Source organism: Actinosynnema pretiosum (assembly GCF_024171695.1).
Classification (GTDB): domain Bacteria; phylum Actinomycetota; class Actinomycetes; order Mycobacteriales; family Pseudonocardiaceae; genus Actinosynnema; species Actinosynnema pretiosum.
Map to the genome: position 1 here is coordinate 144,261 of NZ_JAMTCF010000015.1, position 13,620 is coordinate 157,880.

General features: G+C 74.8%; 13 protein-coding genes. 10 read left to right on the top strand and 3 right to left on the bottom strand.

The window, feature by feature from the left end; translation table 11 throughout:
* Window positions 1–7: 7 nt before the first annotated feature.
* Window positions 8–1,225, bottom strand: a complete 1,218-nt coding sequence (locus LV78_RS28340) for a cytochrome P450 (RefSeq protein WP_253848723.1) — start codon at window positions 1,223–1,225, stop codon at window positions 8–10.
* A gap of 47 nt (window positions 1,226–1,272) precedes the next feature.
* The gene (locus LV78_RS28345; RefSeq protein ID WP_253848724.1) at window positions 1,273–1,929 is read right to left on the bottom strand and encodes an O-methyltransferase; all 657 of its coding nucleotides are present in this window, start codon (window positions 1,927–1,929) and stop codon (window positions 1,273–1,275) included.
* 252 nt (window positions 1,930–2,181) lie between these two features.
* Here LV78_RS28345 and LV78_RS28350 point away from each other — a divergent pair, with 252 nt between their 5' ends.
* From LV78_RS28350 to LV78_RS28380, 7 genes are all read left to right on the top strand, one after another.
* Window positions 2,182–3,048 carry a 3-hydroxyacyl-CoA dehydrogenase family protein gene (locus tag LV78_RS28350; protein ID WP_253848725.1) on the top strand — a complete coding sequence of 289 codons (867 nt, stop codon included), beginning with the start codon at window positions 2,182–2,184 and terminating at the stop codon, window positions 3,046–3,048.
* Window positions 3,045–3,320: an acyl carrier protein gene (locus LV78_RS28355; RefSeq protein ID WP_253848726.1), complete on the top strand. Its 276-nt coding sequence runs from the start codon at window positions 3,045–3,047 to the stop codon at window positions 3,318–3,320. The genes LV78_RS28350 and LV78_RS28355 overlap by 4 nt, the downstream gene beginning before the upstream one ends.
* Window positions 3,317–4,474: an acyl-CoA dehydrogenase family protein gene (locus LV78_RS28360; RefSeq protein WP_253848727.1), complete on the top strand. Its 1,158-nt coding sequence runs from the start codon at window positions 3,317–3,319 to the stop codon at window positions 4,472–4,474. The genes LV78_RS28355 and LV78_RS28360 overlap by 4 nt, the downstream gene beginning before the upstream one ends.
* 11 nt (window positions 4,475–4,485) lie before the next feature.
* Window positions 4,486–5,562 carry an HAD-IIIC family phosphatase gene (locus tag LV78_RS28365; protein WP_253848802.1) on the top strand — a complete coding sequence of 359 codons (1,077 nt, stop codon included), beginning with the start codon at window positions 4,486–4,488 and terminating at the stop codon, window positions 5,560–5,562.
* A gap of 57 nt (window positions 5,563–5,619) precedes the next feature.
* Window positions 5,620–7,629, top strand: coding sequence for a carbamoyltransferase family protein (locus LV78_RS28370; RefSeq protein WP_253848728.1), 2,010 nt, complete (start codon window positions 5,620–5,622; stop codon window positions 7,627–7,629).
* 53 nt (window positions 7,630–7,682) lie between these two features.
* Window positions 7,683–8,009: an O-linked N-acetylglucosamine transferase gene (locus LV78_RS28375; protein ID WP_253848729.1), complete on the top strand. Its 327-nt coding sequence runs from the start codon at window positions 7,683–7,685 to the stop codon at window positions 8,007–8,009.
* A 770-nt stretch (window positions 8,010–8,779) separates the two neighbouring features.
* Window positions 8,780–9,703 carry an ROK family protein gene (locus LV78_RS28380; RefSeq protein ID WP_253848730.1) on the top strand — a complete coding sequence of 308 codons (924 nt, stop codon included), beginning with the start codon at window positions 8,780–8,782 and terminating at the stop codon, window positions 9,701–9,703.
* Here the strand turns inward: LV78_RS28380 and LV78_RS28385 are convergent.
* Entirely contained in the window at window positions 9,661–10,092 is a 432-nt protein-coding gene (locus tag LV78_RS28385) for a type II 3-dehydroquinate dehydratase (RefSeq protein WP_253848731.1), read from the bottom strand. The genes LV78_RS28380 and LV78_RS28385 overlap by 43 nt on opposite strands.
* 244 nt (window positions 10,093–10,336) lie before the next feature.
* On the opposite strand from LV78_RS28385, the gene LV78_RS28390 reads away from it, so the two are divergent.
* From LV78_RS28390 to LV78_RS28400, 3 genes are all read left to right on the top strand, one after another.
* Window positions 10,337–11,503 carry a DegT/DnrJ/EryC1/StrS family aminotransferase gene (locus LV78_RS28390; RefSeq protein WP_253848732.1) on the top strand — a complete coding sequence of 389 codons (1,167 nt, stop codon included), beginning with the start codon at window positions 10,337–10,339 and terminating at the stop codon, window positions 11,501–11,503.
* Window positions 11,504–11,580: 77 nt separating this feature from the next.
* Window positions 11,581–12,744: a Gfo/Idh/MocA family protein gene (locus LV78_RS28395; RefSeq protein ID WP_253848733.1), complete on the top strand. Its 1,164-nt coding sequence runs from the start codon at window positions 11,581–11,583 to the stop codon at window positions 12,742–12,744.
* Window positions 12,741–13,577 carry an HAD-IA family hydrolase gene (locus LV78_RS28400; protein WP_308208768.1) on the top strand — a complete coding sequence of 279 codons (837 nt, stop codon included), beginning with the start codon at window positions 12,741–12,743 and terminating at the stop codon, window positions 13,575–13,577. Before LV78_RS28395 ends, LV78_RS28400 begins: the two co-directional genes overlap by 4 nt.
* The last annotated feature ends 43 nt before the right edge of the window (window positions 13,578–13,620 follow it).

The following is a 13,620-nucleotide window of genomic DNA, read 5'->3' on the forward strand; positions in this document are numbered from 1 at the left end:
TCGGCGCTCACCACGTGACCGGCAGCGAGCGCAGGCCGAGGTTCATGGACTCCAGGGCGAAGTCCAGGTCCTCGAACGGCGTGGCCAGCGCCAGGCCGGGCAGGCCGCGCAGCAGGGTCTCCAGCGCGATCTGCAGCTCGACGCGCGCCAGCGTCATGCCGACGCACTGGTGGACGCCGTAGCCGAACGCGAAGTGCCGCCGGGCGCCCCGCCTGGTCACGTCGAGGCGGTCGGGGTCGGGGAAGACCTCGGGGTCGCGGTTGGCGGCGGGCAGGTTGACGATCACGCCTGAGCCCGCGGGCACGAGCACGCCGTCCAGCTCGACGTCCTCCAGGGCCACCCGGCCGGTGCCGTCCTGGACGATGGTGTGCCAGCGCAGCAGCTCCTCGACCGCGTTGGCGAAACCGGAGGGTTCGGCGCGCAGGAACGCCAGCTGCTCGGGGGCGCGCAGGAGCGCGGTCGCGCCCAGCGCGATCATGTTCGCGGTGGTCTCGTAGCCCGCGAGCAGCACGACCATCACGGTGGCCACGAGCTGCTGCGAGGTCAGCTCGCCGGTGCGCTCGAAGTCCACCACCAGGCGGCTGATCAGGTCGTCGCCGGGGTCGGCGCGCTTGGCCGCGCACAGGCCGTCCACGAACTCCACCATCGAGCCGATGGCGGCGCCCATCTCCTCCGCAGACAGCGACGGGTCCAGGGCGCGGGTCGAGTCGCGGGCGAACTCGTCCAGGCCTGGACCGGCCACGCCGAGCATCCCGCCGATCACCAGCGACGGGATCGGGAACGCGTAGTGGGCCACCAGGTCGGCGGGGGAACCGGCCTGCACGAGCTGCCGGAGCTGGGCGTGGCAGATCGTGGTGATCGCGGGGCGCATCGCGTCCACGGGGCGGCTCGCGAAGTGCCCGGCGACCATGCGCCGCAGCCGCGCGTGCTCCGGGTCGTCCATCTTGCCGAAGTTGAACACGTCGTCCGGGATGTCGAACTTCACGAAGCGCGGCTGGGCCCGGTTCGTGCCGTCCGAGCTGAAGCGCGGGTCGGTCAGCGCGGTGCGGCACACCTCGTGGCCGGTGAGCAGGAACGGCGTGCTGCCGTCCCACAGGCGGACCCTGGTGACGGGCCGGGTCTCCCGCAGCCTGCCGTAGCGCGGGGGTGGTGCGAACGGGCAGTCCCCCCGGTCCCGCTGGAACGGGTAGGCGGGCAGGTCGGTGGCCACGTCCTCGGTGAACACTGCGGCGGCCTTTCTCTCCGGGGGAATTCGGTGCGATTCCGGTGCGGTCACCGCTTCACGGCGAGCGTGATTCCGTCCGCGATCGGCAGCAGGCACATGTCGACCCGCTCGTCGGCGTGCAGCAGCGCGTTCAGCTCGCGCACGGCGGTGGTGTCCGGATCGGTCGCGGACGGATCGGCGACCCGCCCGAAAAAGAGCGTGTTGTCCACGACCACCAGACCGCCGGGGCGCAGCAGCGCGAGCGCCTGCTCGTAGTAGTGCGGGTAATCCGACTTGTTCGCGTCGATGAACACCAGGTCGAACACGGCGTTCCCGGCGCGCAGCCCGGCGAGCGTGGCGCGCGCGTCGCCGACCCGCACGTCGATCCGGTCCGCCACGCCCGCGCGCTCCCAGAACGGCCTGCCCATCTCCGGCCACTTCGCCACGACGTCGCAGGTCACGACCTTGCCGTCGGCCGGGAGGGCGCGAGCCAGGCACAGCGTGCTGTACCCGGTGTAGGTGCCGACCTCCAGCACCGAGCGCGCGCCGACCAGCCGCACGAGCAGGCCGAGCAACTGCCCCTCCTCCGGCGCCACCTGCAACGCGGAGGCAGCCGGGAGAATCGCGGTCCGCTCCCGCAGGCCGGACAGCACGTCGTCGTCGCGCAACGAGGTCGCGCGGACGTAGTCGAGGATTTCCGAGGTCGCGCTGATCTGCTGAGCCATAGGCGAGGACTCTTCCGTGGAATTCGGAGATCGGTACTGCCGCCACAGTCTATGAACAATTCTGCGGCTGTCAATCGACGATTCGAGACCGCGCCGAGAACATTCGTTTTCCCGTTCCGTTGAGGGGGGTCCAGGGGGGCAGTTCAGGGGGGCGGGAACCCATTTCCTGGCACACGATCGAGGGTGGAATGCGCGTGCCGGGACGGCGCGCGGACCGGACGGCGGCCGCGGTGGCGGCGGCGGGGGAGCGCGATGGGAGAGCAGGGCGGCAGGACGGTGCTCGCCGTTCTCGGCGCGGGCACGATGGGCCTGGGGATCACCTCCCTGGCCGTCGGGCACGGCGTGCCGGTGGTGCTGGTCGAGACCGACCGGGCCAAGGTCGGGCGGGCGCGCGAGGCGGTGGCCGCCCAGCTGCGCATGGCCAGGCTGATGCGGGCGCTGCCCGACGGCCGTGAGCGGGGCGAGCTGCTCACCACCACCGCGCTCGCCGACGTCGCGGGCGCCACGCTGGTGGTGGAGGCGGTCACCGAGGAGCTGCCGCTCAAGGCCCAGGTCCTCGCCGGGGCCGCCGCGCTCACCGGCGCGCGCGTGCCGCTGGTGTCCAACACCTCGTCCATCCCGATCGACGAGCTGGCCGGGCACGTCCCCGACCCGGCGCGGCTGATCGGCACGCACTTCATGAACCCGCCCTACCTGATCCCCACGGTCGAGGTGGTCCGGGGCGCGCGCACCGGTCCCGACGCGCTGGAGACCCTGGTGGGCGTGCTGGGCGAGCTGGCCCGCACGCCGGTCGTCGTCGGCGACGGGCCGGGCTTCGTGACCAGCCGGATCGTCCACCCGATGATCAACGACGCGATCCGCGTCGTCCAGGAGGGCACGGCCTCCGTCGAGGCCGTGGACGCCCTCATGCAGGACTGCCTCGGCCACCGCACCGGACCGCTGCGCACGGCCGACCTGATCGGCCTGGACAACCTGGCCGACTCGCTGCGCGTGCTGGCCGAGCGCACCGGCGATCCCCGGTCCGCGCCCTGCGAGCTGCTGCTGCGCAAGGTCAGGGACGGGCACCTCGGGCGCAAGTCCGGCCGGGGCTTCTACGACTACGGGAAGGCACAGCCGTGACGACCTCCTCCCAGCCCGGCGCGCTCACCGCCGAATCGGTGGCCGAGCGGGTGCAGGCGTTCCTCGCCGAGCGCACCAGGCAGACCTGGGACCCGGACACCGACCTGTTCGCGTCCGGCACCGTGACGTCGATGTTCGCGATGGAGCTGGTGGTGCACCTGGAGTCCACCTTCGACGTCGTGATCGACGGGCCGGACCTCGGCCTGGACAGCTTCCGCACCGTCAACACCATGACCGCGCTGGTGCTGCGACTGCGGGAGGACCAGCGGTGAGCGACGCGGCGGGACTGGCCGGGCTGGTCGCCGAGCGGGTCGGCGACCGCGCCGCCGGGTGGGACCTGGCGGGCGAGCTGCCCCGCGAGCTGCTGGTCGAGCTCGGAGGGCTCGGGGTGCTGTGCGCCCAGGTCGCCCCCGAGCACGGCGGCCTCGGGCTGGACAGCCGGGCCAACGGCGAGCTGACCGCGTCGGTGGGGGAGTTGTGCGGCTCGCTGCGCAGCGTCATGACCTCCCAGGGCATGGCCGCCTGGACCGTGCGCAGGCTCGGCGGCGCCGGGCAGCGCGAGCGGTTCCTGCGCAGGCTCACCTCGGGCGAGCTGGCCGCCGCCGGGTTCAGCGAGCCGGGCGCGGGCAGCGACCTGGCCGCGATGACCACCACCATCACCGACACCGGTGACGGCGAGGTCGTGGTGACCGGCCGCAAGTCGTGGATCACCGCCGCGCGCTACGCCGACCTGCTCGTCGTCTTCGGCCACTACCGGGGTGGCGCGAGCGCCGTCGTGGTGCCCGCCGACGCGCCCGGCGTGCGCGTGGAGCGGGTGCCCGACCCCAGCGGGTGCCGGGCCGCCGGGCACTCCGGGATCACCCTGGACGGGGCGCGCGTGCCCGCCGACCACGTGCTCGGCGGCACCGGCCTGCCGCTGCCGCTGGTGGTGACCGCCGCCCTGACCTACGGGCGGGTGTCGGTGGCCTGGGGCTGCGTCGGCATCCTGCGCGCCTGCCTGGCCGCCGCCGTCGAGCACACCACCACCCGCGAGCAGGGCGGAGGCGTCCTGGCCGACCACCAGCTCGTCGCCAGGCACCTCGCGGAGCTGCACGTCGGCGAGCAGATCGCCGCCCGCGCCAGCGAGCACGCCAGCGCGCTGTGGGACGCGGGCTCGCCGGACGGGGCCGTGGCGGCCGTGCAGGCCAAGTACCTGGCCTCGCGCGAGGCCGCCGCCGGGGCCGCGCGCGCGGTGCAGCTCCTGGGGTCCGCAGGCGCCTCGGACGGGCACGTCGTGGCGCGGGCGCACCGGGACGCGAAGCTCATGGAGATCATCGAGGGCACCTCCGAGATCTGCCAGCTCGTCCTCGCCCAGCACGTCCGCAGCCGGGCGCCGCGGGCCGGGGCCCGGCGCAGCCGAGTCCCAGGCAGGGAGCCGCAGCCGTGACCGAGACCCCGATGCCCACGGTCAAGTGCCTGGTCTGGGACCTGGACAACACGCTGTGGCGCGGCACCCTGCTGGAGGGCGAGCACGTCGTGCCGTTCGAGCGGGTCCGCGAGGTGATCACCGCGCTTGACGGGCGCGGCGTACTGCAGTCCGTGGCCAGCCGCAACGACCACGACCACGCCTGGCCCGTGCTCGAACGCCTCGGCCTCGCCGACTACTTCGTGCTGCCGAGGATCGGCTGGGGCCCGAAGTCGGAGTCGGTGCGCGCCATCGCCGACCGGCTGGGCTTCGCCCACCGCACGATCGCGTTCGTCGACGACAGCCCGGTCGAGCGCGCCGAGGTGGCCCGCCACCTGCCCGAGGTGCGCCTGTACACCGAGGCCGACGTCGCCTCCCTGCCGGAGCGCCCCGAGTTCACCCCCGCCACGATCACCGCCGACTCGCGGCAGCGGCGGCTGATGTACCGCGCCGGCTTCGAGCGCGACGCCAGCCGCGAGGGCTTCACCGGCCCCGACGAGGAGTTCCTGCGCACCCTGGACCTGGAGGTGGTCGTCGGCCGGGCGGGTGAGGCCGACCTGGCCCGCGTCGAGGAGCTGACCCTGCGCACCAGCCAGATGAACGCCACCGGCGTGCACTACGACGACCGGGCGCTGCGCGGTCTGCTCGCCGACCCCGCGCACGAGGTGCTGGTGGTGGCCATGTCCGACCGGTTCGGGCCGCACGGCGCGGTCGGCATCGTGCTGCTGGAGCGGCACGGCGCGGTGTGGCACCTGAAGCTGCTGGCCACCTCGTGCCGCGTCGTCTCGCTCGGCGCCGGGTCGACGCTGCTGAACTGGCTCACCGACCAGGCGGCGCGCGCGGGCGTGCACCTGGTGGCCGACTTCCGGCGCACCGACCGCAACCGGATGATGGAGATCGCCTACCGGTTCGCCGGGTTCGCGCCCGACGACTGCGCCTGCCTCGCCGGGCTGCCCGCGCCGACCGCCGAGGGCGTCGAGCGCTTCCACCTCGTGCCGACCGCGAGGCCCGCGCCCACCGCGCTGCGGCTGACCTCGCCCGACCTCGCCGCCGATTCGCCGCGCGCCTGACCTCGCCCGCTCGACCGCGCCCGCCAGCCCTCTCCTCCCGGATCAAGGTGGTGCCCCATGCTCGTGCTCGGGATCAACGGGAACTTCTCGCCCGCCGAGACCGACCTCGTCCCGTCGATGTCGGAGCTGTTCTTCCACGACGCGGCCGCGTCCCTGGTGCGCGACGGCGAGCTCGTGGCCGCCGTGGAGGAGGAGCGGCTCAACCGGATCAAGAAGACGACCAAGTTCCCGTCGACCGCGATCCGCGAGTGCCTCGCCCTGGCGGGCGCGAGCACCGACGACGTCGACGCGGTCGGGTTCTACTTCCCCGAGGACCACCTGGACCTGGTGCTCGACCACGTCTACACCGAGCACCCGAGGGTGCCGCTGCGCCGGTCCCGCGAGCTGATCAAGCAGCGGCTGCGCGAGGACCTCGGCTGGGAGCTGCCCGACGACAAGCTCGTCTACGTGCCGCACCACGAGGCGCACGCGTACTCGTCGTACCTGCACTCGGGTCTGGACGAGGCGCTGGTGGTGATCTTCGACGGTCGGGGCGAGGACAACTCCGGCACGGTCTACCACGCCCGCGGCGCCCACTTGGAGAAGCTGCACGACTACCCGGTCGAGAAGTCGCTCGGCGGGTTGTACCTGAACGCCACGTTCCTGCTCGGCTACGGCTTCGGCGACGAGTACAAGGTCATGGGGCTCGCGCCGTCCGGCGACCCGTCGACCTACCGGGACGTCTTCTCCGGGCTGTACGCGCTGCGCGACAAGGGCGAGTACGACCTGATCGGCAACACCAAGGTGCCGAACCTGGTCACGCCCGCGCTGGTCGCCGCCGGGTTCCGGCCGCGCCGCAAGGACGAGCCGTTCAGCCGGGCGCACCGGGACTTCGCCGCCGCCCTGCAGGAGGCGACCGAGAGGATCGCGCTGCACGTGCTCGGGCACTGGGCCGAGGTCACCGGGTTGCGCGCGCTCGCGTTCGGCGGCGGCGTCGCCCACAACTCCACGCTCAACGGCCGCATCCTCAAGGCCGGGCTGTTCGACGAGGTGTTCATCCACCCCGCCTCGCACGACGCGGGCGCCGGTGAGGGCGCCGCGTACGCCGCAGCCGCCGCGCTGGGGTCGCTGGAGCGGCCGTCGGCGCGGCTGGTGTCGGCCGCGCTCGGGCCGGACCTCGGCACGGACGAGCAGGTCGCCGCGCGGCTCGCGGACTGGTCGCCGGTGGTGGAGGTGACGCCGCTGGTGGACCCGGTGGAGACCGCCGCGAAGCTGCTCGCGGACGGCGAGGTGCTGGGCTGGGCGCACGGCCGCTCCGAGTTCGGGCCGCGCGCGCTCGGGCACCGCAGCATCATCGCCGACGCCCGGCCCGCCGGGAACCAGACGCGGATCAACGCGATGGTGAAGAAGCGGGAGAGCTTCCGGCCGTTCGCGCCGGTGGTCACCGCCGAGGCCGCCGAGGACTGGTTCGACCTGTCGGGGGCGGTGGGGCACCACGAGTTCATGTCGTTCGTGGTGCCGGTGCTGCCGGGGAAGCGGGCGGAGCTGGGCGCGGTGACGCACGTGGACGGCAGCGCGCGCGTGCAGGTCGTCACGCCAGGGTCGGGGGAGCGCTTCCACCGGCTGGTGGCGCGGTTCGGCGAGCTGACCGGGACGCCGGTGCTGCTCAACACCTCGTTCAACAACAACGCCGAGCCGATCGCGCAGAGCCTGGACGACGTGCTGACGAGTTTCCTGACCACCGACCTGGACGGGCTGGTGGTGGAGGGCTTCCTGGTGCGGGCGCGTCCCGAGCCGGACCTGGGCGCGCTGGTGCCGAGGCTGCGCCCGGTGACCCGGCTGGCCACCCGCACGACGCCCGTGCCCGGTGGCGCGGGGGCCGGGGAGCCGGTGCACGAGGTGTCGCTGGACTACGACCACGGGCCGGTCACGGCGACCACGGCCGAGGCGCACGGGCTGCTCGGCCGGGTGGACGGGGTGGCGACGCTGGCCGAGCTGGCGGGCGGCGCGCTGTCGGAGGGGCTGGCGCGCGAGCTGCGGCGGTTGTGGGAGGGGCGGTTCGTGGAACTGACCCCGGCCGTCGGCTGACCGCCGCACCCGAGCCCGGACCTGAGCCCTGATCGACGCACCGGGAGGCAGCGGTGACCCCGATCCCCGGCACACCACCCGCCCCGGACCGGGTGGAGGACGCCGTGCGCGAGGTCCACTCCGACGTCACCCGGCTGCTGGAGAAGCTCGGTGGCGCGGGAGGCGGGGCGGACGCGTACGTCGCGGCCTGCCTGGCCTGCCTGGAGGCGGCGCGCAGCATCACCGAGGTGGCGACCGGGCGGTGCGACCCGGAACCGGGCGTGCACGAGGCCCTGCAGGCGGCGAACGCGGCGACGCGGGCGATCCGGTTCGCGCTGGTGGAGAACGGCGACGCCCGCCGGGCGGCGGCGGTGGAGGCCTGGCGGGAGGCCGCTTCGTGACGGGCGTCGGTGTTGTGACGGGCGTCGGCGTTGTGCTGGGAGGGGGCGCCGTGACGGGGGGAGCGGGGGCGGTCTCCGGTGGAAGCGGGGCGGCCGGTCCCGGTGGTGGCGCCGGGTCGGCCGCTCCCGGCATGGGGACGGGGCGGCAGGTCCCGGTGGGGAGCGATCCGCGCCGCGCAGGCGTCGGCGCGTGGGGCGGGGCGGGCAGGTATCGGCCCCGCCCGACACCTGTGGCCGGGCGGGTGATCGCCACGGACACCGGCGTGGTCCGCGCGGCGCGGCGCGCTGTGGTCGCGAGCGCCGGGCCGCTGACCGCCGGGCTCGTCGTACCGCGCCGGGCTGCCACGGGATCGGTACCGGGCCGCAGGCTGTCGGACCTGCCACGCCGCGAAGGAATTTGTGCCTGGCCGCGCCGGGCCCGACGTCGAGTCGGAGGCCGCTGGGTTCGCTGTTCCGCCTGGCCGCGTCGGGCCGCAGGCTGCCGGGCTCCCCATGCCGCGAAGGGGGCCGCGTCGGGCTGCGATGGGATCGGCGTCGAGTCGGAGGGCGCTGGGTTCGCCGTTCCGCCGGGCCGCGCCGAGCCGCAGACCGCCGGGACCGCCGGGCCGACGTCGTGGTGTCGTGGGTGGTCGGCGCGCCCCCCCCGGTGGTTCGCGCGCTGTGGTCGTTCGCCTGCGGTGGTGGTGCTGCGGGACGTGGAGCGGTGCGGAAGGTGTGGGTGGTGCGGGGTGCGGTGCTCGGGTGAGCGGGGTTCGGAAGGGTGGGGCGGGGTGAGCGGGGCGCTGCTCGGGGTGGACGTCGGCGGGACCAAGGTCGCGCTGCTGCTGGAGTGCGGGGCGCTGGTGCTGCGGGAGAGCTTCCGGTGGCCCGTCGACGGTGATCCGCTCGGTGATCTCGGGCTGCTCGCCCGCGCCGTGGCCGACCTCGTCCGGCGTGCGGGGGCGCCGCTCGCCGGGGTGGGGATCGCGTTGCCCGCCACCGTCCACGACGGCGTCGTCACCGCGTGGCCGAGTCGTCCCGGTTGGGTCGGCCTCGACCTCGGGGACTTCCTCGACCGGGTGGGCGCCCCGGTGCTCGTCGCCGACGACGGCGACCTCGCCGCGCTCGCCGAAGCGCGCGCCCACGGGTGCGCCGATCTCGTCTACGCGGGGGTCGGGACCGGGATCGGCGGTGGTGTCGTCTCCGGCGGCACGCCGTTCCCCGGTCCGGCGCGCGGGTCCTGCGAGCTCGGGCACGTCGTGGTCGCGCTCGACGGGCCCGCCTGCCCGTGCGGGCGGAACGGGTGCGTGCAGGCGTTCGCGTCCGGCGCCGCCGTCCTCGCCGAGGCCGGTCGGCTCGCGGGCGCGCCCGTCACCGGGCCGGAGCTCGTGCGGGCGCTCGGGGACGGCCGTCGGTGGGCGCGGTCGGCGGTCGAGCGGGGGGTGAAAGCGCTTTCCGCCGCGCTCGTCGGGGTCGGCGAGCTGGTCCGGCCCTCGCTGCACGTCGTCGGGGGCGGGTTCGCGGTCGCCGTGCCCGGCTTCGTGGACGCCGTCGCCGAGCGCTGCGCCGCGCTCGCCCGGCCCGGTCACGCGACCGCCCCCGTGCTGCCCGCGCTGCTCGGCGGACTGTCCTCGCTGCGCGGGGCCGTGCACGCGGCCGAGCTGGCCCGCGCTCAGGGCGCCAGGTCCAGCAGCGCCCGCGCCGCCAAGCGGTAGCCGCGCGCGCCCAGCCCCGCGATCAGGCCGCTCGCCAGCGGCGCGAGCACCGACTCGTGCCGGAAGCTCTCGCGCGCCCACACGTTCGACAGGTGCACCTCGATCCACGGGCGCGGGTAGTTCGCCAGCGCGTCCCGCAGGCTCCACCCGGCCATCATCAGCGCGCCGGGGTTCACGATCGCGCCGACCGTGTCGTAGGCGTCCTCGATCTCGTCCACCAGCTGGCCCTCGCCGTTGCGCTGCACCGAGCGGACCGACCACCCCCGCTCCGCCACCTCCTCCGCGACCGCCTTCTCGACGTCCGCGAGCGTGTCGGTCCCGTACACGGACACCTCCCGGCGACCCAGGATGCCCAGGTTCGGACCGTTCACCAGCAGCAGCTCGCCCACGTCGGACCCCTTTCCTCAAAAGCGCCGCCGAAGCGCGTGAGCGCCCCGGCTCCCCGTCCGCCCCCATTGTGCGCACGAGCCCGTCCCGATGCCCGCTCGCTGCGGGAACGGTCCGGGAACAGGGGGGATGAGGGGGAGGTCAAGGGGGTTGGGCGGGGTGTCGGGAATCGGTAGCGTCGAATTCCGAACGCAGGCCGCGGTGAATTCCCCCGCGCCATTTCCGAGAACGACGGGGACAGGGGTCATGGGCAATTCTTCGGACGCAGGAATCGAGTTCCCGGCCTGGCCGCAGCACGACGAAGCCGAGCGCACGGCCCTGCTGCGCGCGCTGGACCAGGGCCAGTGGTGGCGGGTCGGCGGCAGCGAGGTCGACGAGTTCGAGCGCGAGTTCGCCGAGTACCACGGCGCGCGCCACGCGCTCGCGGTCACCACCGGGACGCACGCGCTGGAGCTGGCGCTCCAAGTGCTCGACGTCGGCCCCGGCACGGAGGTGATCGTGCCCGCCTTCACCTTCATCTCGTCCTCGCAGGCCGCGCAGCGCCTCGGCGCGGTCGCCGTGCCCGTGGACGTCGACCCCGACACCTACTGCCTGGACGTGGGCGCCGCCGAGGCGGCCGTGACCTCCCGCACCTCGGCGATCATGCCCGTGCACATGGCGGGCCAGTTCGCCGACATGGACCGGCTGGCGAAGCTGTCGGCGGGCACGGGCGTGCCGGTGGTGCAGGACGCCGCGCACGCGCACGGCGCGCACTGGCGCGGCAAGCGGGTCGGCGAGCTGGGCTCGATCGCCGCGTTCAGCTTCCAGAACGGCAAGCTGATGACGGCGGGCGAGGGCGGGGCCGTGCTGTTCGACGACGAGGCCCAGTGGGAGAAGGCGTTCGTCCGGCACAGCTGCGGCAGGCCCAAGGGCGACCGGGGCTACTTCCACCTCACCTCGGGCTCGAACTTCCGGATGAACGAGTTCTCCGCCGCCGTGCTGCGCGCCCAGCTCGGCAGGCTGGACTCGCAGATCGAGACCAGGCAGGCCCGCTGGCCGGTGCTGTCCGCGCTGCTGGCGAAGATCGACGGCGTGGTGCCGCAGACCGTCGACCCGCGCAGCGACCGCAACCCCGGCTACATGGCGATGTTCCGGCTGCCCGGCGTCACCGAGGAGCGGCGCAACGCGGTCGTGGACGAGCTGGTCCGGCGCGGGATCCCGGCGTTCATGGCGTTCCGGGCGGTCTACCGCACGGAGGCGTTCTGGGAGACCGGCGCGCCCGACCTGACCCGCGAGGAGCTGGCCGAGCGCTGCCCGGTGTCGGAGGAGATCACCCGCGACTGCGTGTGGCTGCACCACCGGACCCTGCTGGGCGCCGAGGAGCAGATCCACCGGCTGGCCGCCGTCGTGGCCGACGTGGTCGCGGGCGCGTGAGCGCCGGGGATCGCGGGGGCGCGGGGCGCGTGGGGAACGGTGGGCGTGCGGGGCGAGGTGGGCGTGCGGAGAGCGGCGTGAGCGCGGGGAGCGCCGGGGGCGCTGGTCCGGTGCGGGTCGCGGTGGTCGGGCTCGGGTGGGTGGCGCGGGAGGTGTGGCTGCCCCGGCTGCTGGGCGGCCCGGCATTCAGAGTGGTCGCCGTGGTCGAGCCGTCCGAGCAGGCCCGCGCCGCCGCGCTCGGCGACCTCGCCGGGGTCAGCGCGCTGGAGCGCGTGGAGGACCTGCGGCGCGACGAGGTCGACCTGGCCGTGGTCGCCGTGCCGAACCACCTGCACGCGCCGGTCGCGTGCGGCCTGCTGCGCCGGGGGATCCCGGTGTTCCTGGAGAAGCCGCTGTGCCTGGGGTCCGCCGAGGCCGCCGCGCTCGCCGACGCCGAGCGGGCCGGTGGCGCGGTGCTGCTGGGCGGCAGCGCCGCGCGGCACCGGGCCGACGTGCGGGCGCTGCGGGAGGTGGCCGCGTCGCTGGGCGCGCTGCGGCACGTCGACGTGTCCTGGGTGCGGTCGAGGGGCATCCCGGACCGGGGCGGCTGGTTCACCAACCGGACCCGGTCCGGCGGTGGCGCGCTCGTGGACCTGGGCTGGCACCTGCTCGACACCGCCCGAGTGCTGCTGCGCGGCGCCACCGGCGACCCGGAGGGCGCGGAGCTGGAGCACGTCACCGGCGCGGTGTCCGCGGACTTCGTCAACGACCACGCGTTCCGGGCCGCCTGGCGCGGTGACGGGGCGCCGGTGGACCCGGTGGTCGGTGACGTGGAGGACACCGCCAGGGGGTTCCTCGTCACCCGGTCGGGGATCTCCATCGGGGTGCGCGCGGCCTGGGCCTCGCACCAGGCGCTGGACACCACCGTCGTGCGCGTGGAGGGCAGCGGCGGCACGGCGGAGCTGCGCTGCACCTTCGGCTTCAGCCCGAACCGCGAGGGCCCGTCGCGGCTGCTGCTGACCACCGACGGCCGCACCACGCCCGTGGAGCTGCCCGTCGAACCGGTCGGCGCCGAGTACGACGCCCAGCTCGCGAGCCTGCCCGCCCGCCTGGCCGACCCCGCCGCACGCGGGGAGGCCGCGTCCGGGGCGCGCTGGATCGCGGGCGCGATCGAACGGGTCTACCGCGCCGCCGACACCGTGCGGTGCGCCGAGCGGCGGCACGCGCCGGTCGACCTCGTCCCGACGGGAGCCCCGCGATGACCACCGGACCGACGAACCACCGGACCGCGCCCGCGCAGGCGGCCACGAACCCGACTGCCGCGACCTCCTCGGCTGCCACAGCCCCGCCCACCGCCACCTCGGCCGCCGCCCGACCGGTTGCTCCCCGACCACCCGCCGCCCGACCGACCTCCGCCCCCCACCGCCACGTCCCCGGCGCGACCTACGACCGCGCCGTCCTGTTCGACCTCGACGGCGTGCTGGTCAACAGCTTCGCCGTCATGCGGCAGGCGTTCGAGATCGCCTACGCCGAGGTCGTCGGCGACGGGCCCCCGCCGTTCGAGGAGTACAACCGGCACCTCGGCCGGTACTTCCCCGACATCATGCGGATCATGGACCTGCCGCTTGCGATGGAGGAGCCGTTCGTCCGCGAGAGCTACCGGCTCGCCGGTGAGGTCGAGGTGTTCGAGGGCGTCCCCGAGCTGCTGGCCGACCTGCGCGGGCACGGGTTCGGCACCGCCGTGGTCACCGGCAAGAGCGGGCCGCGCGCCCGGTCGCTGCTGGGCGTCCTGGGCATGGCGGAGCTGTTCGACCACATCATCGGCTCCGACGAGGTCGCGAACCCCAAGCCCGCGCCGGACATGCTCCTGCTGGCCACCGGCCTGCTCGGCGTCCCGGCCGACCGGGTGGTGATGGTGGGCGACGCGCTCACCGACCTGGCAGGCGCCCGCGCCGCCGGGTACCCGGCGCTGGCCGCCCTGTGGGGTGAGACGGACGAGGCGGAGCTGCTGGCGGCGAACCCGGCAGCGGCGGTCCGCAAGCCCTCGCAGGTGCTCGACTGGTGCCTGGCCAACCTGGTGGACGACGACAGCTGACCGCGGAACGCGCGGGCCCTGGCCCCGGCAGCACGTGCCGGGG

What these genes read in the sequence shown, in the direction of transcription:
- LV78_RS28400 (WP_308208768.1), top strand. Translation starts at nt 12,741, where the DNA reads ATGACCACCGGACCGACGAACCACCGGACCGCGCCCGCGCAGGCGGCC.
- LV78_RS28345 (WP_253848724.1), bottom strand. Translation starts at nt 1,929, where the DNA reads ATGGCTCAGCAGATCAGCGCGACCTCGGAAATCCTCGACTACGTCCGC.
- LV78_RS28365 (WP_253848802.1), top strand. Translation starts at nt 4,486, where the DNA reads ATGCCCACGGTCAAGTGCCTGGTCTGGGACCTGGACAACACGCTGTGG.
- LV78_RS28390 (WP_253848732.1), top strand. Translation starts at nt 10,337, where the DNA reads ATGGGCAATTCTTCGGACGCAGGAATCGAGTTCCCGGCCTGGCCGCAG.
- LV78_RS28350 (WP_253848725.1), top strand. Translation starts at nt 2,182, where the DNA reads ATGGGAGAGCAGGGCGGCAGGACGGTGCTCGCCGTTCTCGGCGCGGGC.
- LV78_RS28370 (WP_253848728.1), top strand. Translation starts at nt 5,620, where the DNA reads ATGCTCGTGCTCGGGATCAACGGGAACTTCTCGCCCGCCGAGACCGAC.